This is a genomic window from Virgibacillus phasianinus (assembly GCF_002216775.1).
In the GTDB taxonomy this organism is placed as follows: Bacteria; Bacillota; Bacilli; order Bacillales; family Amphibacillaceae; genus Virgibacillus_F; species Virgibacillus_F phasianinus.
In genome coordinates this window covers 2,905,028-2,926,217 of record NZ_CP022315.1, presented here as the reverse complement: position 1 = coordinate 2,926,217, position 21,190 = coordinate 2,905,028, and the positions used below count along the sequence as shown (strand labels likewise).

The window sequence follows — 21,190 nt, the reverse complement described above, 5'->3', positions numbered from 1 at the left end:
AAATTAATTAGCCGTCAACGTATAAATAAAACTCTTATCCAGTTACGATAAGAGTTCCATTTTGCGTACAATCACTTATTTAGTTTCACGGTGAAGTGTGTGCTTTTTAAGACGTGGGCAATATTTCATAAGCTCAATACGTTCAGGATTAGTACGCTTATTTTTTGTTGTAATATAGTTACGTTCACCAGATTCAGTACAAGCTAAAGTAATGTTTACTCGCATGTTTTTCCCTCCAAACTATAAAAACTTGCTTTGTAGATTTCTATAATTTCGTGTCAGACTTAATTATAATACCAGATATAGTTGAATCAATCAAGAATCAAAACAGAAAAAGATAATTTCAGTTTTCTATTTTCCAATTCTATGTTATAAATAATAATGTATATGAAATGGAGGTACATAAATGATTTATGCAATTTCAACTATTATAATAGTGGCAGTAATCCTATTTATACTATCATTCTTAATGAATGACAAATTTAAGGACATCGAGGATCAAATGGAGCAGCACTCTATGTCCACCATGCAGGATACCTATCAAATGAAAAGGAAAATTAAAATTCTTGAAGAAGAATTACTTGCGAAAGACTTTTCCGACGGTTTCCAAAACGACAATCAATCACCTGAAGCGAATCGCAAAATTGTTCAATTGCATGAAAAGGGATACTCTGTACAGGAAATTACCGAGTTAACAAAGTTGAGTACATATGATGTTCAACTAATTTTAAAACAAAATTAAGCTAATGGTAAGGAGATAATTATGAAACAACCTGTTCGCGCATTTTCTATCGGACTGTTTGCAGCTGGAATCATTTTGTTAGCTATCTTTCTTTACTTTGATACTCCGCAAAACAATACGGATAATATTTCCCAACAGGAAATGATCAAGGCGATTGAGGAAGATGGATACCAAGTATTAAGTGAAGATGAATATATTTCTCTTTCTGTTAATAATGAACCACCAAAAGATCAGAAGAATGAATCAAAAACTAAAGATAAAGATAAAGAACAAGAAAAAGATCAAACAGACGATACCAAATCTAAACAAAAAGAGCAAGACACAAAAGATAAAGAGAAAAAAGAAGTTAAGAAATTCACATTAAAGGTTGAACCCGGTCTTGCGTCTTCTTCCATAAGTTCCATTTTGGAAGAAAATGGGGTCATTGATAATGCTAGTAAGTTTAATAAGTATTTGGAAGAAAATGATTATAGCCAATATGTTCAACTGGGAACATTCGAATTAACAACAGATATGACTTTCAACCAAATTGCGGAGGCCATTACAAATTAAAACAGTAGTGCAGGAAATCCCTGCACTACTGTTTTTTTAAGGCTATTTTTCTCGTACAGCTTTCGTCATGGAAGTGAGAAGCTCCCACTCAAGCGTAGCTAAGTGGTGAGTAGTTCACTTATTCAGGTCATATCTTTTTCCTTTTACCAAATAAATGATGGCCTCAGATATATTTGTTGCATGGTCAGCCACTCGTTCTAAATATCGGCAGATAAACGACAGTTGGATGATTTGAGCTACATACGTAGGATTCTTGGTCATTAATTCCATTAATTCAGCAACAAGCCCACCGTACATTTTATCAACTTCATCATCTTTTTCCGCAATTTCCCGTGCTTGATAAATATCTTCTTCATTGAATGCCTTTAGTATACAATCTATCATTTCCTGCGCCATTAATGCCATTTTAGGAATTTTATTAAGTGGCTCTATAAATTCCGATTTTCCAATACGGATAACAGACTTGGCAATGTTAACAGCAAGGTCCCCAATTCGCTCTATGTCAGTTGTGACCTTCATAACGGCAATGTTTTTCCGGAGGTCCGACGCCAAAGGCTGTTCCTTTGCAATTAACCAGGTTGCATGCTCATCAATTTCTTCTTCTAACAAATTTATTTTAGCATCCTCGTCAATAACCTGTAATGCGAGATCAACATTCTGGTTTTCAAGTGCTTGGATTGATTGGTCCAAAGCAAACTTGGCTAGGTCACCAAGCTCCATTAACTCGGACTTTAACGTTATTAATTGCTCTTCAAAGCTTTCTCTAGTCAAAATCTGCACCTCCATTAACTATCCAAAACGGCCGGTAATGTAATCTTCCGTACGTTTATCAGTAGGATTAGAAAAAAGTTTATCTGTATTGCTGTACTCTACTACTTCACCGTTTAGAAAGAATGCCGTTCTATCTGAAATTCTCGCTGCCTGTTGCATATTATGCGTAACTATTACAATGCTGAATTCCTTTTTAAGATTCTGCACTAGTTCTTCCACCTTCAACGTTGAAATTGGATCTAGCGCCGATGTTGGTTCATCCATTAAAATGACTTCTGGTTCAATCGCTAAACATCTAGCAATACATAGCCGTTGTTGCTGCCCGCCAGACAACCCAAATGCATTTTCGGTTAAGCGATCTTTTACTTCCTCCCATAGTGTGGCTCCCTTCAAACTTTTTTCAACAATTTCATCCAATACCTTCTTCTTTTTAATGCCATGTATTTTTGGCCCATACGCTACGTTCTCATAAACTGATTTCGGAAAAGGATTTGGTTTTTGAAATACCATGCCGACATTTGTTCTAAGCTCTTCCACCTTATATTTCGGATCAAAGATATTTTGTTCATTATACAGGATACTACCAGCCATATTTACACTGGGAACTAATTCTACCATTCGATTTAATGTTTTTATGAAGGTTGATTTACCACAGCCTGATGGGCCGATAATAGCTGTTACCTGATTAGCAGGTATATCAAATTGCAGTTCTTTTAACGCCTGTTTTTCGCCATACCATAAGTTAAAGTTTTGGATAGAATAGATAATTTTATCTGCTGGGTTAAAATCCGTATTCATCATTCCAATAATTGGAACACGCTTTGCCTCTTGAACAACACTCATGATGTTAGCCTCCTTGATTAATATCTTTTTGTAAACTTATTTCGAATGAATACTGCAATGGAATTCATGAGGATTAACAAAATCAACAAGACAATAATTCCTGCCGCCGCTGCATATTGAAACTCTTCTTGCGGTCTGCTAGTCCAGTTAAAAATTTGGATTGGCATTACGGTGAATCCAGACCAAACATTTTCCGGTAAAAATGCAATGAAGGTTAAGGCACCTATCATTAACAATGGTGCTGTTTCACCTATAGCCCGGGATAAAGCTAATATGCCTCCAGTTAAAATACCTGGAATTGCTGCTGGAAGTACAACACGACGAATGGTTTGCCATTTCGTTGCCCCCATTGCGAATGAAGCCTCGTACTGATCATTTGGAATTGAACGAATTGCTTCCTGAGCGGCCACCACGATGATTGGTAGTATTAGCAAGCTCATGGTAAGACCTCCTGCCAAAATACTTCGTCCCATTTCAAGTATCCGCACAAAAATGGTTAATCCGAGCAGTCCAAATACAATTGACGGTACCCCGGCTAAATTTGAGATGTTTATTTGAATAAAACGAGTCCACTTGTTCTTTTTTGCGTACTCTTCTAAATAAATTGCTGTGCCAACTCCTAAAATTAAGGAAACTGGTGCTGTGACTGCCATTAACCAAAGCGATCCTATAATAGCAGCCTTTATTCCGGCTTCCTCAGGAAATCTAGAGGCAAAACTAGTAATAAATCCCCAATCTAAATAACCTACACCTTGCGTAAATATACGATATAAAAGTGTTGCCAAGACTACTATTCCAAATAACGTGGCAAGAAAAAACATCCATTTCAACAATCGGTTTTTTCTTAAACGTTTGCTAGTTTTCCTTTTGACAGTATCTTTGTCGATTACCTGCATGTTAATATTCCTCCCTAAAACGCCGAGAAATGTATTGTGCCAATAAATTCATTGCTAGTGTGAAAACAAATAATGTCATGCCAACCGCATAAATACTATAGTAAATGGTTGATCCATAACCAGCATCACCTAAACTGACCTGTACAATATATGCTGTCATCGTTTGAATAGACTCAGTAACATCTAATGTTAGTTTCGGCGTAGCACCAGCGGCAACCGCTACAATCATTGTTTCTCCAATCGCACGAGAAATTCCAAGTACAAATGAAGCGATAATACCGGAGAGCGCTGCTGGAAGCACTACTTTTAATGCAACTTCCAATCTAGTTGAACCCATGGCCAGTGCACCTTCACGCATAGAATTTGGAACTGAATTCATTGCGTCTTCTGATAGGGAAGCAATCATCGGAATTATCATTATGCCAATTACAATACCTGGACTCAATGCATTGAAAATAGGCAGTTCTGGTATAATGTTTTTTAACAGCGGAGTAACAAATGTTAATGAGAAGAAACCATATACGATCGTTGGCACTCCCGCTAAAATTTCCACTATTGGCTTCACTATTTTTCTAACTTTTAAGGTTGCATATTCGCTTAAATAAATAGCGGATGCAAGTCCGATTGGAATTGCTACCACCATTGCGATTAAAGTAATTAATAGTGTTCCTGAGACCAAAGAAAGAATGCCATAGGACGAGTTTCCTTCAGCAAAGGGATACCATTCTACACTTGTGATAAATTCTAAAAAAGAAACCCTATTAAAAAAAGTAATCGTTTCTATTAGCAATGTAAAAACAATCCCTAAGGTTGTGAAAACAGAAACAATTGCACATAACAAAAAGATAAGTGGTGCTGCTTTCTCTGTAAAATGAAGTATAGAACGATTAGAATTTTTTTCATTTATCATATCTCGAACAGATTTTGACATACGTACGATCCTCCCCAATAAAAACGCAGGAATGTGAGGAAATGCTGCACAATGAGCTATCCTCACATACTGATCTTGCTATTCATCTTCCAATTTATTTACCAGCTATTTTATCTATCTTTTTAAGCTGTTCATCATATACACTATCGGGAAGTGCTACGTAGCCAACAGCTTCGGCCATTTTCCCCGCGTTTTCAAGTGTATATGTTGTAAAATCATAAACTGCATCATCTTTCAAGGCTTCATTTTTCACATAGATATATAATGGTCTTGACAGCGGCTCATACTCACCAGACTGAATAGTTTCCTGGCTTGGAGTTACTGCTTTTCCTTTCTTGTTAACGATTGGTACAACCTTTAGGCTATCTTTATTTTCAAGATAATACGCAAATCCAAAGTACCCAATTCCATTCTTTGATCCAGAAACGCCCTGAACAAGTACATTGTCATCTTCTGAAAGGGCTGCATCTTTCCGAATTTGTTCTCCACCCAATACTACCTCATCAAAGTAATCGAACGTACCTGAGTCTGCACCCGGGCTAAAGAATTTGATTTCTTCTTCTGGCCATCCTTCGCGGACATCAGCCCATGTCTTAACATCACTGCTGTCAGTCCACATTTTTTTCAATTCTTCTATAGAAAGTTGATCCACCCAGTCATTTTCTTTATTTACAACAACCGACAATCCATCAAGAGCTACTTTAAATTCCGTATATTTAATTCCTGCTTCTTCAAGCGCTTTTTTCTCTTCTTCCGTTATCGGCCGAGATGCATTTGAAATATCGGTTTCACCAGCAATAAACTTTTCAAACCCTCCACCAGTACCTGATACACCAATAGTTGCTCGAACATCTGGATTAGCTGCTGAATATTCTTCTGCAATAGCCTCCATAATCGGGAAAACTGTCGATGAACCATCCACCGCCACTTTTTTCACTCCGCCTTCGCTTGCACTTGTATTTCCACTGCCATCGCCATTTCCACAAGCGGCCGTAAATAAAACGAATAGGGACATAACCACAGCTAATGCCATAACTCTTGATCTCATCTTAACTCCCCCTTAATACTTGTCTTTGCTTACAATTTATATTGTAAAGGGAGAATGTTGTGCCACTATTAATCCATTGTAAAGGTTTCGTAAATTTCTACATTAAAAAATCCCAAATTGTTGGCGGACCAATAATTTGGGATTGTTCATTCTATTTAATTATCTTCCTTATTCGTAACTTCTTCCTTCCCTTCGCCTTCACGTTTTTCTTTTAGATCGAAATACGTATCTAAAATACGCTCCCCGATGTAATCGTTAATATGGTATTCTCCACCGGTATTCGGTACAACGATTGCGAAAGCGACTTCCGGATTTTCATATGGTGCATAGCCAACAAGAGCAAGGTTTGATGCTTCTCTTGAATCAACTATATTCCCTTCTTCATCCCGATAGAAAACGGTACTTTCAGCAGTTCCTGTCTTACCAGCAGAGGTATATTCCTTATCAGCAAAATAGCTGTACGCTGTTCCTCCCGGCTCCTGGTAAACCCTTCTGAAGCCTTCCTGAACTCGTTCAAGTAAATCCTGATCCATGGTGATCCGGTTCAGTACATCCGTATTCTTGCTTTTGGATACTGCACCTAGTTGATCCTCATCTGGTGTAGGCTTATGAACTGCTTTCAGGAATCTTGGACGGACGCGATAGCCATCATTTGCAATTGTTGATACGTATTGGGCTAATTGCATAGGTGTATAAGTATCGTACTGTCCAATAGCAAAGTCCAATAGCTTACCAGCAATATTATCACCTTCGTACCCCAATGATTCAAATGGAAAGTCAACTCCAGTTGGTACACCTAATCCAAATTGGCTAAAGTAATTCCTGAAGTCCAAAAAGGCATCATCCACAGACTCTATTTGTAATGGTGCATTCCGCTCATAATCAAAATCTCCTAGCATGCGCATGGCAATATAGAACATATAAACGTTGGATGATTTTTGCAGTGCAGTATAATCATTGACTAATCCTAAGCTTTCATTTTGATATGAACTTTTTTCAGGTGTACCTTTGATTTTAATCGGCGCATCAAAAAATGTTTGTCCAGGTTCAATAACGCCTGATTCATAACCAGATAACACTGTCGCACCTTTTACCGTTGAACCTGCTCTAAAAGCGGAATACAGTGTATTATAAGCGTTATTACTGAATTCTTTTTCCTCCCGGTCATAATGCTGACCGGATACCGCAAGCAGTTCCCCGGTCTGCGGATCAATGACGATTGCGTATGCATCATCCATATCACGATTTCCATAAGGATCTTCCGCATATGCTTTCTTCATTTCATCCTTAATGATACTATCCACTTTTTTCTGAAGTTCCATATCAATTGTTAACACAACATCTTTGCCGCGTTCACCTTCAACAACCACATTGGAATCGACAATCACTCCATTTTTATTTGTGGTGTACTGGATTTGTTCCTTTCTCCCTCGCAGAACACTTTCATATTCTTGTTCCAAACCGCTTATTCCGACTCTGTCATTGCGACTGTATCCCCTTGTAATATAATAATCTTTCTTTTCCTTTGGGATACCTTGTTCTCTTGTAGTTATCGAGCCAAAAATACTTCGCAACGTTTCATCATACGGATGTGTCCGCTCCCAGTCAGTTGTTGCATTTATTCCAGGAAGCATATCCAAGTGTTCGGCAACTTTTGCATATTCCTCAGGTGTCACATCTTCATTTTTGACAACATGTGGTGTAAGTGAATAGGCTTGGTCCAGTTCTTTTTTAATATTTATTATTTCTTTTTGTTCCTTGGTAAAATTACTAATTTCTTCTTTTGTGATTCGATCAAGAGTTGTTTGGTATGCCTCACTATTGTCCAGTTTTTCAACTTCTTTATCGGAAAGTCGCTTAGTGGCCTCATCCTCGTGCTTTAAATACCAATACTCTTTCTTATTTCTTTCTGTCAGTTCATCGTCTTCCGGCTGCATATCTATGAATGGTGCTAACTTTTCCGCAACTTCCAGCCGTTCCTCAGCGGTGGTCCCCTTTTCAGGTGTGTATGTAATTGAATATAGTGGCTTATTACCAACAACTACATTATGATTTCGGTCCAAAATTCTTCCCCTTGGAACTGGAATTTTTGTTGTATCTTTGATAGTTCGATTTATTTCTTCTTGATAATTTTCCCCCTGCACAATTTGCACAACACCAAGTTTCATAATCAAAGCAGAAAACAATAAAAACACAACAAAGAATAATATATTCAAGCGAAAAGGAAGTTGAGCGCGCTTCTTTTTCTTTTTGACCATATGTCTCTCCCTTTTTTTACAAATGCATGTTAAATTTATTACATATTATTATATCATTTAACAGGCAAATTTCTAACCATTATTACCGATTTTTTTCGTCCGGGAGCTCTTCTTTTTTCATCACTTCTTCTTTATCATTTTTTACAAGGTAAATATCTTTGATAAAGAAATAAATGAAGAGATGCCCAGCGCCAAATGTTATTAAAAGTATTGGGATAATCTTTTCCGGTGCAATAAATGTAACAGCTACTAAGAAAGCACCAATTGATACTACCCTGCCAGCATTAACATATAATTCACGGACAACGATATATTCAATACGCAAATCCCGTGCCCTCCACGCTTTTCCGATTACGTCGTATGTCAACGAAGCATAGGGAACGTTGATTATTGGGTATGCAATTCCAATAATTACAGCATAAACGATTAAAAGCGAGTAATTCACATTGAAGATAATGATGTAAACGGAAAGGTAGAGTATGATTGCACCAATCAAAATTGCCTTTTTACGTAAATTTGGTTTTATAAACTTTGTTGCCAGAAAGTAAAACACAAAGGAAAGTCCAGATAAAAACAAATTAAACATACCTAATGCAAATTCACTTCCCGTCGCAATAAACACCCAAATCGCAATGACGAATAAAAATATGCCCTCTCTAAACCCTTGAAAAACATGGGCATTTAAAATTCTCCTCCAATTCTTATTATGTTTTCGTTCATGAAGGATCCGTTTAAAATGATAGGCGCCATCGGCCTTTCTTTTGCTAAGAAAAAAACTGCAAATTACTGCTCCAATAAACATTAAAAATGAAACCGTAAAAATAGTTTTATAACCAAAGTTCTGATCCATTTTTGCAATGATAATACCAGCTATTAATGGTCCAATCATTCCGCCGAATGATTGCAAAACACCTAGAAACCCATTAAAGACATCTCTTGTATCCGGTTCCGTGATTTCAAATGTTAACACGTTAAATGCCAGCCAGTAAAAGCCAAATCCGATTCCAAGCAGACTTCCCAGATAAATATGGTAGGAAGCGGCTGAATCACCTATAAATAATACGCTCAAAAAAAATAGAGATAAGAAAATTACCCCTAGTCGTAAAACGAAAATCCGATCAACTTTTTTTGCCATCTTTCCAGCAATCACAAAGGTAATAGGCTGAAAGATATAAATTCCCAAATTGTAAAGTGCTATTGTGACATAATCTCCAGATTGCTTCCATAGATAAATGTTTACGAATGTATTGGATAAAAATAGCCCAAGGGAATAAAGGCCGCCTATTACCAACAAAAAGGTCAGGTCCGTATTTTCCTTTATTTTATTTATGATATATTCTTTATAAGTATGCATGGTGTCCCCTCCTGCGTTCTTTTATAGTTTGAACAATTAGGGGACAGATATACCACCAGTTTTAAATTGTGCAAGAAAAAAACGCAGGGATTAGCCTGCGTTTCTTCAAGATATATAATTACTTAGCTTCGTTATAATTCTTCGTAACTTCATCCCAGTTAACTACATTCCAAAATGCAGAAACGTATTCAGGACGTTTGTTTTGATATTTAAGGTAGTAAGCATGCTCCCAAACATCTAGACCTAAAACAGGAGTCTTACCTTCCATCAATGGGTTATCCTGGTTAGGAGTGCTGATTACTTCAAGTTCACCATTGTTAACGACTAACCAAGCCCAACCTGATCCAAAACGTGTTTTTGCAGCATTTTCAAATTGTTCTTTAAACTTGTCGAAGCTGCCAAAAGTACCGTTAATTTTATCAGCTAGTTCGCCGGATGGTTCGCCACCGCCGTTAGGTGAAAGAACTTTCCAGAATAAACTATGATTCGCATGTCCACCACCATTGTTACGGACAGCCGTACGGATATCTTGTGGTACTGAATCCAAACTTGCAACTAAATCATTCAATGATTTATCTTGTAGATCAGAATGCCCTTCCAAAGCACCATTTAATTTTGTTACATAAGTATTGTGATGCTTTGTATGATGAATGTTCATCGTTTCTTTATCAATTGTTGGTTCTAAAGCATCGTACGCGTAAGGTAGTTCTGGTAATTCAAATTTAGCCATTACTAATTTCCTCCTCAATAGTTATGTTAGTAAAAGGATTGAAAATTCAACCTTTTATAGCAAGATTATCAGAGCTTTGAGTGACATGCAACTTATATGCATATTTTTACAATTAACCTATCAAAGCATCCTCAATTACTATTTCACGTATGATTATCCTTGAAACCTCATTTTGAAATTCTTTTACAATAAAAAATCAGATTGCCGATTAAATTCGGGACAATCTGTGAATGTGATGGCTCAGGACGGAATCGAACCGCCGACACAAGGATTTTCAGTCCTTTGCTCTACCGACTGAGCTACTGAGCCATTATAGTATGTATGGAGGAGGAAGAGGGATTCGAACCCCCGCGGGCTTTGACACCCCTGTCGGTTTTCAAGACCGATCCCTTCAGCCAGACTTGGGTATTCCTCCGTAAAGTAAAATGGTGGACCCTGCAGGATTCGAACCTGCGACCGATCGGTTATGAGCCGATAGCTCTAACCAGCTGAGCTAAGGGTCCTTAATTTTATGGGGCGACCGGTGGGGATCGAACCCACGAGTGCCGGAGCCACAATCCGGTGCGTTAACCACTTCGCCACGACCGCCATAAAAAGGACATGTGTTTATGTATTCTGTTTCACAATAAGTTTATCAATGGTAGCGGCGGAGGGGATCGAACCCCCGACCTCACGGGTATGAACCGTACGCTCTCGCCAGCTGAGCTACACCGCCAAATGGCTCCACAGGTAGGATTCGAACCTACGACCGATCGGTTAACAGCCGATAGCTCTACCACTGAGCTACTGTGGAATAATCTAATAAAGCGAATCTTAGTCGTACAATCTTGCTTGTCCTTCATGTTTCGTATGTAAAGAATTAACAAGCGACGAAATATAATTTATCATGTACGGGATAATCTGTCAATATATTTCATACAAACTTTTTAAAAGTATTTATTTGCTCCCTTTCGAACAACATTAATAACTATAGCACTTTCATCTTCATTTTTCAATTTAAATTTTAATTTTTTATCAAAAGTTTTTACACTGGATAAATACAGGTACCTATAAAAAGAACGTTTTAGAAAGAAAAAGAGACTAACGTTTCTAATAATAAATAGCCGTTAATCTCTTTAATCTGTTTTACTTCATTCTCCCAGAACTTCTTCCGCTATATTTACGGAATGGTCACCTATACGTTCTAAATTGCTGATAATGTCCACAAACACAATCCCCGCAGACCCCGTGCATAATCCCTCATTCATGCGGATAATGTGCTTTTTACGATAGCTGCGCTCCATCTTGTCAATTTCATCTTCCTTTTGGACTACTGCAAGAGCTTCTTCACGATCCATAGCATTGAGTGCTTGTACTGCTTGTTTAACAGTTAAAATTGTTAAGTCAAACATGTTATTTAAGTCTTCCTGAGCCTTTTCTGTTAAGTCTACTTTATTTGATATTTTATAATCGATTAGCTCAATAATATTTTCAAAATGATCACCAATCCGTTCGATATCACGTACAGAATCCATTAACGCGGTATGTTTTGCACTTTCGAATTCTGACAATGATTCAGCTGAAATATCCACCAGGTAATCAGTAATTTTTCGATCCAGATTGTTTAGGGCCCCTTCAATCTGCATAGCTGTTTCGGAATGTTTTTGCTGATGGGTGAGTAGATATTGATTAGTTTCTTCAAGTCCTTGTGCAGCATATTCACCCATGCGAATTATCTCGGCTTTCGCCTGGTCTAAAGCAAGCGTGGAAGATTGTTGAATAAAGATGGGATCTAAATGCTTTGGCTTATACTCTATTGTAACATCTTCTCCCGGGATAATTTTCGTTACAATCCACGCCAGTGCTCCTATAAAAGGAAATTGGATAATTGTATTAGCAAGGTTGAAACTTCCATGCGCAAAAGCCAGCGTCATTTCCGGATTTAAGTTTAATTGATCCTGCAGGAACACAACATATTGCGTAAACCAGCCAAGAAAAATTAAGAAAATGGTTGTTCCTACCAGATTGAAGATAACGTGTGTATATGCTGCTCTTCTAGCCGCTACACTTGCGCCTAGCGATGCCAGAACCGCTGTAATGGTCGTCCCAATATTATCACCAAATAAGACTGGAACTGCCGCTTTTAAATCGATTGCACCTTCTGAAAATAGTCCCTGCAAAATTCCAATTGTTGCACTTGAGCTTTGCACAATTACGGTAAATAACGTACCGATGACAACGCCAAGTATCGGGTTGGAACTCATGTTAACAGTCAGTTCATGAAAGGCATCTAATGACCGAAGCGGATGCATGCCACTGCTCATTAGATCAAGTCCGAAAAATAATGCACCAAAACCAAAAATAGTTTGGCCGATTGCGGTTATTTTTTGGTTATTAAAGAAAAAGATCATGAAACAACCAACGGCAATAATAGGTAATGAATACTCACCTAGATCAACACCAATTATAAAAGCTGTAACCGTTGTACCGATGTTGGCTCCCATGATGACGCCAATTGCTTGTCTTAACGTCATAAAGCCCGCATTAACGAGGCCAACTGTCAGTACAGTAGTCCCCGAACTGCTTTGAATTAAAATAGTAACGATCATCCCAGCCAAAACGCCGAGAAATGGATTGCTGGTAAATCTGTCTAATATGTCTCTTAAGCGATCCCCGGCTGTTTTTTGTAATCCATCTCCCATAAACTTAATACCAAGTAGAAAAATTCCTAAACCCCCGAGGAACTCAAAAATCAGCTTTTGAATATCTATATCCAATGAGTACTCCATCCCTTCAATCTTGTTGAATTTTGTCGTATTACGTATCAATTATTAAATGAATTAACCTGCTTTGTAAAGGAACTATTGGAAAACTTAACATTAAATTTACAAACTACATAATTAAACTGATCTTGCTATTTTTTTCAAAAAAAAACCCATGTATGTAAACATGAGTTTATTCGGATGAAATTTTTTCAACAAGTATTTTTGTACCATCTACCTCGACAACTTCAACTGGAGTATCCTTGACAATCCATTGGCCATTGGAAACTGCACTGTAATCTTTATTATTTATTCGAATAGTTCCAACAGGCCGCAAATTATTTAAAGCAATACCTTTTTGAAACAGCAGTTCTCCATATTCCTTGTTCAGTGAATTATACCCTGCTTCTTTTGTTAATCGGTCTTTTAAGGTAACTTTCGTCCACAAATCCCGATGTTTAAATACCTTTAAAAACAATAAGGAAGAGAATCCACCAACCAATACACCAATTACTGCGTACAGCCCGGCCTCAAGCGATGGAGCACTTATTGCTACTGAAGCAAGCATACATCCCAAACCTAATGTGGCTAAAGTACCGTCGTTTACTACCTTGCCATCCAGAATAATGAGTAATAATCCGACAAAATAAATAATAAGCATAATAATAAACGAGCCCGTAGCTAAGTATACTGAAAAATACACGGTTATAAATCCGATTCCCAAAAGACCAAAAACGCCTCGCATATTTACCCAGACTTCTCCAAGAATAAACAACGTTCCTAAAAAGGTAATAACGAAACCAATCCAGACTGAAGAAAAGATATCCATCTACACCCCTCCTACTTAATATATTATACGGGATATAAGGATACTTAGTTTCATAAAAAGGAGCAGTTATATGAATTTTTTCAAAAAATCACTAATTTTAATAACAGTAATTTTACTGTGTGCCAGTATTTATAATGATATGACATCAGGATCTATAACAATTGATAAGGAAAATAAAGGTGAAGTAGTAGACGGAGATAAATATGTTCAGGTGAAGGTGTTACCGGGTCAAACGGTGCTATCAATTGTGGAAACGTACAATAAAATCAATTCACTCGATGTGGAGAAAATTATTTCAGACTTCAAAAAGTTGAATCCACAAGTTAAACCTTATCAATTGAAAGCATACAATTATTATTATTTTCCTGTGTATCAAAAAGATTAAAAATAGGAGGATGACTTAAGAGCCAGCCTCCTATTTTCTATAAATACGGAAGAACAAAAAGTGTAATGATAATCGAAGCAGCACCGGCTATAATAGCGGTATTTCCAAGCGTATCTGCATCTCTGCTCTTCGCAATAAAGCCAACAATAATCCCTGCTCCGCCAAGAATAATCGGCATGAAGAAAAAGGAAGCGATTGATAAAATCAGTGCAACCCAACCCACCGCACTATTTACATGCGATCCGACGTCCGAATCATCACGTTGTTCTGCACGATCATTATAATCATCTGCAGTCAATTCTTGTGCTGTTTCTTCATCGCGGTTATTTGCAATATCCGTTGGAACAGGAGTACTCCCATACAAGTTGACTTTATTGATGTCATGATCCTCTGCCTCATCATTAAGATCAGGGTCTTTTCGGCCATTATCAAATTGATCCATATATATTCCCTCGCCTTCTTTAAATGAGGTGTGACTTAGTTTATGGATTTAAGCAGTTAATAATGGTGTAAGTTATTGGTAATGCTTCAAATCATACTTGTTAACAATTAATAAATTTCCACATACACTAAACCAGCAGTATGATAAAAAAGGAGCCAAAACATGTCAAACGTAATGAAAGATCTAATCACTAAAAAAATAAAACAAATTTCACCCGAGGAATTACTTCACTACAGTAAACAATATGGTTTTTCTCTTACAAGGAGTGAAGCAAAACAGATAACGAATTACGTGAAAAACCATCCGTTTGATCCATTCAGTGAATCAGATCGCGTTGCTTTTTTTAAGGAGCTGGCAAGAATGACCGACATGCAAACAACGAAGAAAGCGCAAAAATTATTTGGAGAAATGGTCCGGTCATATGGGATTCAATCATTATTTTAATAAGTTCAGTGCGCTCACACTAGACAGGTTTTCTTTTATATTTTCTTCTTAAAAAAAGGAAGAGGCTGGGACATAACTAGCCAAAAATAACTTAAAAATGGTTCTGATCATCGGTTTTTGATGATCAGAACCATTTTTCGTTGGATTGTCTTGATTATCTAGTGGTTGTTTTGTCTTCATGGCGGTGTACTTCCTCAAGTTTACCGCCATGAATGCAAATCCTATTTCACTTTCTACTTTCTCTTTACCTCGTACAGACATACGAGTGAAGCACAAATTAGCCTTCAGAAATCCAAAGACTGGCTCCACATCGATTTTACGATTGCCGTAAATTTCACCAGTTTTCTCTTCCGAAAGCAGTTGCTTAATGTATTCTTTTTGTTGTTCCCATTTTTCGTTGTAATAAATTCTTCGATTATTTCCTTCCTTCGCTTTGGTGCATTGGGAACGCAATGGACAACCTGAACAGTCCTCAGACTCATAAACTTTAAACGATCGTGTTAGTCCGTATTTATCTGTTCGATTGGACATGTGGCTGAACATTAATTGTTTTCCATTTGGACAGGTAAACGTATCGTCTTCATTATTATATTCCCAATTGGCTGTATGGAAAGCGTTATTCTTATGCTTCTTTTTCTTCTCTTTTCGATACTGGTTATAGGTAATCAGCGGTGTGCGTTTTCGATTCTCGATGACATCTTCGTAGTTTTGTTCACTACCATATCCTGCGTCAGCCACGATGTGCTTTGGCAGCTTAAAGTAATTATTTTCTATGTTATCCAGAAATGGAATGAAGGTGCGAGTATCTGTCGGATTTGGGAATACATCATAAGCGAGCACATATTGTCCTTCGGTTGCAGCCTGCACATTATACCCAGCTTTCAGCTGGCCGTTCTTCATATAATCATCTTTCATTCGCATAAAAGTGGCATCATGATCCGTCTTCGAATAACTATTGCGTTCTCCGAAGATCTCCATGTCTTTTTGGTATTTCTGTTTTCGCGCCAAATAATCCTTGAATTGTTTGCGGTATTGTTTCGGTGCTTTACGGTCAGACCGTAGTTTTTTACGTGCGCTTACGTCTTCACTCGCTTCTATTTTCTTGTCATACGCTTCTACCTTGCCATCCAGCTGCTCCACTACTTTTTCGAGTTCTTTCGTGGACAGTTCCTCCAGGCTTTCCCGTTCGATTTCCGGAAGAATTTCTTTCTCCAATAATTCATCATACATTTGGTTGGATTTTTCCACCAAATTAGCACTGTACCTTTCAACCGATTTCCGCCATACAAACGTAAATTTATTGGCATTCGCTTCAATCTTGGTTCCATCAATAAAAATCGCTTCTTCATCAATTTGTTTTTCTTCCACTAGCTGACAACGGAATTGCACAAAACATTGACGCAGTAGTTCTTTCACCTCTGGATGCACACGAAAACGATTGATTGTACGATAACTTGGTTCATAACCTTGCGCTAACCACATCATACGCACACTATCTTTAAGTAACCCTTCCATTTTTCTTCCAGAAAAAACCGACTGCGTGTAGGCACATAAGATAATTTTCATCATCATTTGTGGGTGATAGGCTGGACATCCAGTTTCACGGGAAAAGGCAGCGAATGCTTCCTCCGGAATCTGTGTTACAACATCATTTACTGCATAGGCAATATCATTTTTGTCCAATTTTATTTCTAAATCTAAAGGCAACACCACTTGATTTATGTTATAATTTTTAAACATAAGAATCCCTCCGATAATTATTGTGTGGTTACTTTAATTCTATCAAAGGGGATTCTTTTTGTTTAGTAAAAATAAACGATTATATAAAAAAAGCGTGGTATGTCACCTGAACGGTGAGTGCCACGCTTTTTTATTTACTGGGTTTTGTCCCAGCCTCATATGGGATTCAATCATTATTTTAATAAGTTCAGTGCGCTCACACTAGACAGGTTTTCTTTTATATTTTCTTCTTAAAAAAAGGAAGCACGCAAAATATATGCGTGCTTCCATTCGATTCTTATTGCTTAATAATCTTTTCTTTTAATTCCTCATCAAATGTGCCGTCTTTCAGCATACTAATTTCAAATTTGTATGGGGGCTTTTTATTTTTCTTATCTTCTCCAACGTATGGTGTTTCAAGTATCTTGGGTAATTCGTGCAATTGTGGATGATGGACAACCTTATGAAGTGCTTCAAATCCTAGATACCCAAATCCTATATTTTCATGTCGGTCCTTATGTGCTTCACGAACGTTTTTACTATCGTTGACGTGTATTACTTTTAAACGGTCCAAGCCAATTATTTTATCAAATTGATTAAGGACACCATCGAAATCAGTTACAACATCATACCCCGCATCATGAATGTGACAGGTATCCATGCAAACTGACAGCTTTTCGTTTAACTGCACACCATCAAAAATCTTGGCCAGTTCATCGAAAGTACGCCCAATTTCTGTCCCTTTTCCAGCCATTGTTTCAAGCGCGATCTGGACGTTCTGATCCTTATCAAGCACTTCATTTAAGCCTTCCACAATCTTTTGAATTCCTTCGTCCGCACCAGCACCAACATGGGAGCCAGGGTGCAGCACAATTTGTTTTGCGCCTAGCGCCTCGGTCCGCTCAATCTCACTGCGAAGGAAGTCAACACCAAGTTGAAACGTTGCTGGTTTTGTTGTGTTGCCAATATTAATAATATATGGTGCATGAACAACAATTTCCTCTATACCATTTTCTTTCATATGAGCTGTGCCCGCCTCAATGTTTAGTTCTTCAATCGCTTTTCTTCTCGTATTTTGAGGTGCACCAGTATAAATCATAAATACATTTGCCCCATATGAAACCGCTTCTTCACTCGATCCTAACAGCATTTTTTTTCCACTCATTGAAACATGCGATCCAATTTTCACCATATCAAACACCCCGTTTTTTTTATTTCTTTTTATACTTTGGACTTTTATTTAATCTTTTTTTAATCGATTCTTGTTGTTTTTTCATTTTTTTCTTATAGCCAGGTTTTACCTTTTTTGATTTCTTAACACGCTTCCAAGCCTCTCTATCTACATCAGCTTCTGTTTTTAAACGTAAATTCCGTTCATTCCAGGATTTCATCTCAATCCATTCATCATTTTTAACATCAAAAAATGTGAAATCCAATCCCTTTTGTTCTAATTTACGAATGATTTTAATGTCACTATCATCGTAAAGACTAATAGCCGTCCCCTCCATGCCGGCACGAGCAGTTCGACCCACCCGATGGACATAAAAATCTTCCTCTTTTGGAAGTTGTGCATTGATTACATGACTTACACCCTTAATATCAATCCCTCTAGATGCTAAATCAGTTGCGACAATATATTGATAACGTAAATTTTGGATATCTTTCAACGCACGTTTTCGTTCACGGGGCGAGAGACCTCCATGTATTAATCCTGTCTCTATACCTTTTGCCAATAAACTTTCTGCTAATTCGTTCGCTTTTTCCTTGCCATTCGTAAAAATAATTGCCAGATAAGGATTAATTACTTTAGAAATATTTGCGATCACATCAGCAGCTTCCCGATGTTTCATATCAATTAACCAATGTTCCATGGTTTCCGGTGATAGTTGATCATCTATTTTCACATGTAAAGGGTTTTCTAAATATTTTCTAAAAAAGTGTTCCAGTCGCTGTGGAATTGTCGCTGAAAACACAAGCAATTGTACCTCTTTATTCGACCTCACTAACAATTGGTCTACTTCATTAATGAATCCGAGATCCAGCATCAAATCTGCTTCGTCAATAACGAAGGATGTGGCGGAATAAATAGAAATAGCCTCTTCTTTTACTAAATCTAATATACGCCCAGGCGTCCCTACGACAATATGCGGTGGCTTTTTTAGTTTCTCGGTCATTTTCTGCTTATCCGTACCACCAACAAGGAGCTTTGAAGTCCATTTCTGTTCTTTCCCGGCGAAATGAATAATTTTTTTTACCTCATCATGAATTTGCATAGCTAATTCACGTGTTGGTGCTGTAATAACGAATTGAACAGATTGCTTGTCCTCCTCTATTTTATTAACAAGCGGTAATAAATACGCGTGTGTTTTCCCTGAACCTGTATGAGATTGTCCAATGACACTTTTTCCGCTTAGGATTGCCGGTATAACTTTCGCCTGAATATCGGTTGGCTCACTAAATTGCAGTTTATCGACAACATCTATCATAAAAGTATGAAACGCAAACTTTTTAAAATTAATCTTTTCCATTTAAATACTCCTTTAGGTGCTTCAAGCACACTTTTTAAAACCCCGTGAATGCAAAATTCATTCACTGAGCAACTACTACTGCCCTAAATTTCGCTAAATTTCCTTAGTTTCATTATAAAACACATTCCTTATCCATGCATTATAAATCGACATTCTTTATATAAATTGAAAGGGCTCTGTATTGGTCTTTGATACTATCACCTCAAGCTTCTTGGTAAATATATTTTCCAAATACCGTTTCGTGGATTGTTTCATAACTTTTTCGACATGATGCCCTGGATCTATAATGGACAGCCCCATTTGCCAAGCATCTTGGGCATGGTGAAAAGACATGTCACCTGTTAGGTAAACATCCGCACCTTTCTCCTTTACCTCATCAATATAATCTGCCCCACTCCCTCCAAGTACGGCAACTCGTTTAACTTTTTGTTGTAAATCTCCTGTTACACGGACGCGCGGGACTTCCAATGCTTGTTTTATATGTTCACTCAACATTTGTAACGTCATTTCCTCATCCAGTTCACCAATTCGTCCAATCCCCAATTTTTCTCCTTCATTACGTAAAGGGAAAATGTCATATGCAGCCTCTTCATAGGGATGAGCATTTTTCATTTGCTGCAATACATCTGATAAACCCTGTTCTGTAACAATTGTTTCTAATTTTGCTTCATCTACCTTTGCTACATCACCTTTTTTACCGATAAATGGGTCTGTACCCTCTAAAGGTTTAAACGCACCTGTTCCAGCCGTCTGAAAAGTACAATGACTATAGTTACCAATATAACCAGCTCCACTGTCACCAAGTGCTTCTCTTACAATATCCACGTGTGTGCTTGGGACGTAAACAGCCAATTTATAAAGTCTTTCACTTTTTGCTTCCATTAATAAGTCTGTTTGTTTCATACCAATTGCATCACAAAGCATGTCGTTAACCCCGCCATTTGCAATATCAAGATTGGTATGTGCTGCATAAACAGTTATATCGTGTTTTATTAATTTTTCGATTATCTTTCCTTTGACTTCATCAGTATTTATTTGTTTTACCGATTTAAATAATAATGGATGATGTGCAATAATTAGATCCACTTCATTCTCTATAGCTTCATCTACTACAGTATCTAGCACATCCAAGGTAATCATCACCTTTTTAACTTCCCTTGTAAATGATCCGAGCTGCAGCCCTACATTATCCCAATCATAGGCAAGATCACGTGGGGTCCACTTCTCCATTTCATGAAATACATCACGATTTGTAATTATCTCCTTCATCTTGCAAAACCTCCTTAACCCAGGATAGTTCATTATTAAACCTAGCTAATTTTTCAGTTTGTGGTACACTGGCCAGTTCTAACTGATTCATGACAAATTGTATTTTTCTTTGTTCACTCTTCCATTTATGATAGAAGGCGGATGATTTATTTGCCAATAACAGTGGTCCAAACATAATCTCTTGTTCAGATAACTTTCGATTTGTTTCCCCTTTATCAGCAACAATAATTTCATAAAAATGACCATTTTCTTCTACTATTTCCTCTTGGACAATTTTATAACCATGGTGATAGGTCCAATTACGAACAGCCTTTGCATCAACATTTGGCTGTATAATTAACCGCTCAACACTTTCAAGCTTATCATTTCCTTGCTGCAATATCGATGTTATAAGCTTACCACCCATCCCCGCAATAACAATTTGTTTCACTTCATCCTTTTCAATAATTGACAATCCATCACCGAGCCGAACATCAATGACATCATGTAATTGGTAGACTTTAACAGTAGCTCTTGCGCTTTTATATGGACCTTCAACTACCTCCCCAGCTATAGCTTTTGCTTTTTCGTCATGTTGACAAACAAAACATGGGAGGTATGCATGATCTGACCCAATATCAGCAAAATGCGATCCTGCTGGTAAATAGGAGGCCACTCGCTTTAATCGGTCTGAAATAGTTATAGGTTGAATCATAGTTCACCTTCCTT

General features: G+C 37.5%; 21 protein-coding genes and 6 tRNA genes. 4 read left to right on the top strand and 23 right to left on the bottom strand.

Features of this window, described 5'->3' with window-relative positions; genetic code table 11:
- Positions 1–75: 75 nt before the first annotated feature.
- Entirely contained in the window at positions 76–225 is a 150-nt protein-coding gene (gene rpmG, locus CFK37_RS14055; RefSeq protein WP_089062448.1) for a 50S ribosomal protein L33, read from the bottom strand.
- Positions 226–406: 181 nt separating this feature from the next.
- On the opposite strand from rpmG, the gene CFK37_RS14050 reads away from it, so the two are divergent.
- Positions 407–742 (top strand): hypothetical protein, encoded by a 336-nt coding sequence (locus tag CFK37_RS14050; RefSeq protein ID WP_089062447.1) that lies wholly within the window; start codon positions 407–409, stop codon positions 740–742.
- Between the two features lie 21 nt (positions 743–763).
- Positions 764–1,294, top strand: coding sequence for an endolytic transglycosylase MltG (locus CFK37_RS20280; protein WP_089062446.1), 531 nt, complete (start codon positions 764–766; stop codon positions 1,292–1,294).
- Between the two features lie 114 nt (positions 1,295–1,408).
- Here CFK37_RS20280 and phoU read toward each other — a convergent pair whose 3' ends face one another.
- The 16 genes from phoU to CFK37_RS13965 form a co-directional block, all read right to left on the bottom strand.
- Complete coding sequence (gene phoU, locus CFK37_RS14040; protein WP_172840569.1) at positions 1,409–2,068, bottom strand: phosphate signaling complex protein PhoU; 660 nt, start codon at positions 2,066–2,068, stop codon at positions 1,409–1,411.
- Between the two features lie 15 nt (positions 2,069–2,083).
- Entirely contained in the window at positions 2,084–2,866 is a 783-nt protein-coding gene (gene pstB / locus CFK37_RS14035; protein WP_245837392.1) for a phosphate ABC transporter ATP-binding protein PstB, read from the bottom strand.
- A gap of 59 nt (positions 2,867–2,925) precedes the next feature.
- Entirely contained in the window at positions 2,926–3,804 is an 879-nt protein-coding gene (gene pstA, locus CFK37_RS14030; RefSeq protein ID WP_089062443.1) for a phosphate ABC transporter permease PstA, read from the bottom strand.
- A 1-nt stretch (position 3,805) separates the two neighbouring features.
- Positions 3,806–4,735 carry a phosphate ABC transporter permease subunit PstC gene (gene pstC / locus CFK37_RS14025; protein WP_089062442.1) on the bottom strand — a complete coding sequence of 310 codons (930 nt, stop codon included), beginning with the start codon at positions 4,733–4,735 and terminating at the stop codon, positions 3,806–3,808.
- 94 nt (positions 4,736–4,829) lie between these two features.
- Positions 4,830–5,783, bottom strand: coding sequence for a PstS family phosphate ABC transporter substrate-binding protein (locus tag CFK37_RS14020; RefSeq protein WP_089062441.1), 954 nt, complete (start codon positions 5,781–5,783; stop codon positions 4,830–4,832).
- Between the two features lie 155 nt (positions 5,784–5,938).
- Positions 5,939–8,041, bottom strand: coding sequence for a peptidoglycan D,D-transpeptidase FtsI family protein (locus tag CFK37_RS14015; RefSeq protein ID WP_089062440.1), 2,103 nt, complete (start codon positions 8,039–8,041; stop codon positions 5,939–5,941).
- 82 nt (positions 8,042–8,123) lie between these two features.
- Complete coding sequence (locus CFK37_RS14010; protein WP_089062439.1) at positions 8,124–9,395, bottom strand: MFS transporter; 1,272 nt, start codon at positions 9,393–9,395, stop codon at positions 8,124–8,126.
- Positions 9,396–9,513: 118 nt separating this feature from the next.
- Entirely contained in the window at positions 9,514–10,125 is a 612-nt protein-coding gene (locus CFK37_RS14005) for a superoxide dismutase (protein WP_089062438.1), read from the bottom strand.
- Between the two features lie 236 nt (positions 10,126–10,361).
- Positions 10,362–10,434: transfer RNA gene (locus CFK37_RS14000), tRNA-Phe, on the bottom strand.
- 13 nt (positions 10,435–10,447) lie between these two features.
- Positions 10,448–10,540: transfer RNA gene (locus CFK37_RS13995), tRNA-Ser, on the bottom strand.
- Between the two features lie 11 nt (positions 10,541–10,551).
- Positions 10,552–10,628, bottom strand: a tRNA-Ile gene (locus tag CFK37_RS13990).
- Between the two features lie 9 nt (positions 10,629–10,637).
- A tRNA-His gene (locus tag CFK37_RS13985) sits at positions 10,638–10,713 on the bottom strand.
- 50 nt (positions 10,714–10,763) lie between these two features.
- Positions 10,764–10,840, bottom strand: a tRNA-Met gene (locus CFK37_RS13980).
- A 3-nt stretch (positions 10,841–10,843) separates the two neighbouring features.
- Positions 10,844–10,918 (bottom strand) — tRNA-Asn (locus CFK37_RS13975).
- A 337-nt stretch (positions 10,919–11,255) separates the two neighbouring features.
- The gene (locus CFK37_RS13970; protein ID WP_089062437.1) at positions 11,256–12,881 is read right to left on the bottom strand and encodes a Na/Pi cotransporter family protein; all 1,626 of its coding nucleotides are present in this window, start codon (positions 12,879–12,881) and stop codon (positions 11,256–11,258) included.
- A 178-nt stretch (positions 12,882–13,059) separates the two neighbouring features.
- The gene (locus CFK37_RS13965) at positions 13,060–13,695 is read right to left on the bottom strand and encodes an NfeD family protein (RefSeq protein WP_089062436.1); all 636 of its coding nucleotides are present in this window, start codon (positions 13,693–13,695) and stop codon (positions 13,060–13,062) included.
- A 70-nt stretch (positions 13,696–13,765) separates the two neighbouring features.
- On the opposite strand from CFK37_RS13965, the gene CFK37_RS13960 reads away from it, so the two are divergent.
- Positions 13,766–14,080: a hypothetical protein gene (locus tag CFK37_RS13960; RefSeq protein WP_089062435.1), complete on the top strand. Its 315-nt coding sequence runs from the start codon at positions 13,766–13,768 to the stop codon at positions 14,078–14,080.
- A gap of 37 nt (positions 14,081–14,117) precedes the next feature.
- On the opposite strand, the gene CFK37_RS13955 is transcribed toward CFK37_RS13960, so the two are convergent.
- A complete protein-coding gene (locus CFK37_RS13955) occupies positions 14,118–14,522 on the bottom strand; it encodes a DUF4190 domain-containing protein (RefSeq protein ID WP_089062434.1) in 405 nt (134 codons plus the stop codon).
- 162 nt (positions 14,523–14,684) lie between these two features.
- On the opposite strand from CFK37_RS13955, the gene CFK37_RS13950 reads away from it, so the two are divergent.
- The gene (locus tag CFK37_RS13950; protein WP_089062433.1) at positions 14,685–14,966 is read left to right on the top strand and encodes a DUF2624 domain-containing protein; all 282 of its coding nucleotides are present in this window, start codon (positions 14,685–14,687) and stop codon (positions 14,964–14,966) included.
- 48 nt (positions 14,967–15,014) lie between these two features.
- On the opposite strand, the gene CFK37_RS13945 is transcribed toward CFK37_RS13950, so the two are convergent.
- The 5 genes from CFK37_RS13945 to CFK37_RS13925 form a co-directional block, all read right to left on the bottom strand.
- A complete protein-coding gene (locus CFK37_RS13945; protein WP_089062432.1) occupies positions 15,015–16,706 on the bottom strand; it encodes an IS1182 family transposase in 1,692 nt (563 codons plus the stop codon).
- 277 nt (positions 16,707–16,983) lie between these two features.
- Positions 16,984–17,877: a deoxyribonuclease IV gene (locus CFK37_RS13940; protein ID WP_089062431.1), complete on the bottom strand. Its 894-nt coding sequence runs from the start codon at positions 17,875–17,877 to the stop codon at positions 16,984–16,986.
- 19 nt (positions 17,878–17,896) lie between these two features.
- Positions 17,897–19,213 (bottom strand): DEAD/DEAH box helicase, encoded by a 1,317-nt coding sequence (locus CFK37_RS13935; protein WP_089062430.1) that lies wholly within the window; start codon positions 19,211–19,213, stop codon positions 17,897–17,899.
- 156 nt (positions 19,214–19,369) lie between these two features.
- The gene (locus tag CFK37_RS13930) at positions 19,370–20,482 is read right to left on the bottom strand and encodes a Nif3-like dinuclear metal center hexameric protein (RefSeq protein WP_089062429.1); all 1,113 of its coding nucleotides are present in this window, start codon (positions 20,480–20,482) and stop codon (positions 19,370–19,372) included.
- Positions 20,457–21,176: a tRNA (adenine(22)-N(1))-methyltransferase gene (locus CFK37_RS13925; protein ID WP_089062428.1), complete on the bottom strand. Its 720-nt coding sequence runs from the start codon at positions 21,174–21,176 to the stop codon at positions 20,457–20,459. Before CFK37_RS13925 ends, CFK37_RS13930 begins: the two co-directional genes overlap by 26 nt.
- Positions 21,177–21,190: the final 14 nt, after the last annotated feature.

What these genes read in the sequence shown, in the direction of transcription:
- rpmG (WP_089062448.1), bottom strand. Translation starts at nt 225, where the DNA reads ATGCGAGTAAACATTACTTTAGCTTGTACTGAATCTGGTGAACGTAAC.
- CFK37_RS14050 (WP_089062447.1), top strand. Translation starts at nt 407, where the DNA reads ATGATTTATGCAATTTCAACTATTATAATAGTGGCAGTAATCCTATTT.
- CFK37_RS20280 (WP_089062446.1), top strand. Translation starts at nt 764, where the DNA reads ATGAAACAACCTGTTCGCGCATTTTCTATCGGACTGTTTGCAGCTGGA.
- pstB (WP_245837392.1), bottom strand. Translation starts at nt 2,866, where the DNA reads ATGATGAATACGGATTTTAACCCAGCAGATAAAATTATCTATTCTATC.
- pstA (WP_089062443.1), bottom strand. Translation starts at nt 3,804, where the DNA reads ATGCAGGTAATCGACAAAGATACTGTCAAAAGGAAAACTAGCAAACGT.
- pstC (WP_089062442.1), bottom strand. Translation starts at nt 4,735, where the DNA reads ATGTCAAAATCTGTTCGAGATATGATAAATGAAAAAAATTCTAATCGT.
- CFK37_RS14020 (WP_089062441.1), bottom strand. Translation starts at nt 5,783, where the DNA reads ATGAGATCAAGAGTTATGGCATTAGCTGTGGTTATGTCCCTATTCGTT.
- CFK37_RS14015 (WP_089062440.1), bottom strand. Translation starts at nt 8,041, where the DNA reads ATGGTCAAAAAGAAAAAGAAGCGCGCTCAACTTCCTTTTCGCTTGAAT.
- CFK37_RS14010 (WP_089062439.1), bottom strand. Translation starts at nt 9,395, where the DNA reads ATGCATACTTATAAAGAATATATCATAAATAAAATAAAGGAAAATACG.
- CFK37_RS14005 (WP_089062438.1), bottom strand. Translation starts at nt 10,125, where the DNA reads ATGGCTAAATTTGAATTACCAGAACTACCTTACGCGTACGATGCTTTA.
- CFK37_RS13965 (WP_089062436.1), bottom strand. Translation starts at nt 13,695, where the DNA reads ATGGATATCTTTTCTTCAGTCTGGATTGGTTTCGTTATTACCTTTTTA.
- CFK37_RS13960 (WP_089062435.1), top strand. Translation starts at nt 13,766, where the DNA reads ATGAATTTTTTCAAAAAATCACTAATTTTAATAACAGTAATTTTACTG.
- CFK37_RS13955 (WP_089062434.1), bottom strand. Translation starts at nt 14,522, where the DNA reads ATGGATCAATTTGATAATGGCCGAAAAGACCCTGATCTTAATGATGAG.
- CFK37_RS13950 (WP_089062433.1), top strand. Translation starts at nt 14,685, where the DNA reads ATGTCAAACGTAATGAAAGATCTAATCACTAAAAAAATAAAACAAATT.
- CFK37_RS13945 (WP_089062432.1), bottom strand. Translation starts at nt 16,706, where the DNA reads ATGTTTAAAAATTATAACATAAATCAAGTGGTGTTGCCTTTAGATTTA.
- CFK37_RS13940 (WP_089062431.1), bottom strand. Translation starts at nt 17,877, where the DNA reads ATGGTGAAAATTGGATCGCATGTTTCAATGAGTGGAAAAAAAATGCTG.
- CFK37_RS13935 (WP_089062430.1), bottom strand. Translation starts at nt 19,213, where the DNA reads ATGGAAAAGATTAATTTTAAAAAGTTTGCGTTTCATACTTTTATGATA.
- CFK37_RS13930 (WP_089062429.1), bottom strand. Translation starts at nt 20,482, where the DNA reads ATGAAGGAGATAATTACAAATCGTGATGTATTTCATGAAATGGAGAAG.
- CFK37_RS13925 (WP_089062428.1), bottom strand. Translation starts at nt 21,176, where the DNA reads ATGATTCAACCTATAACTATTTCAGACCGATTAAAGCGAGTGGCCTCC.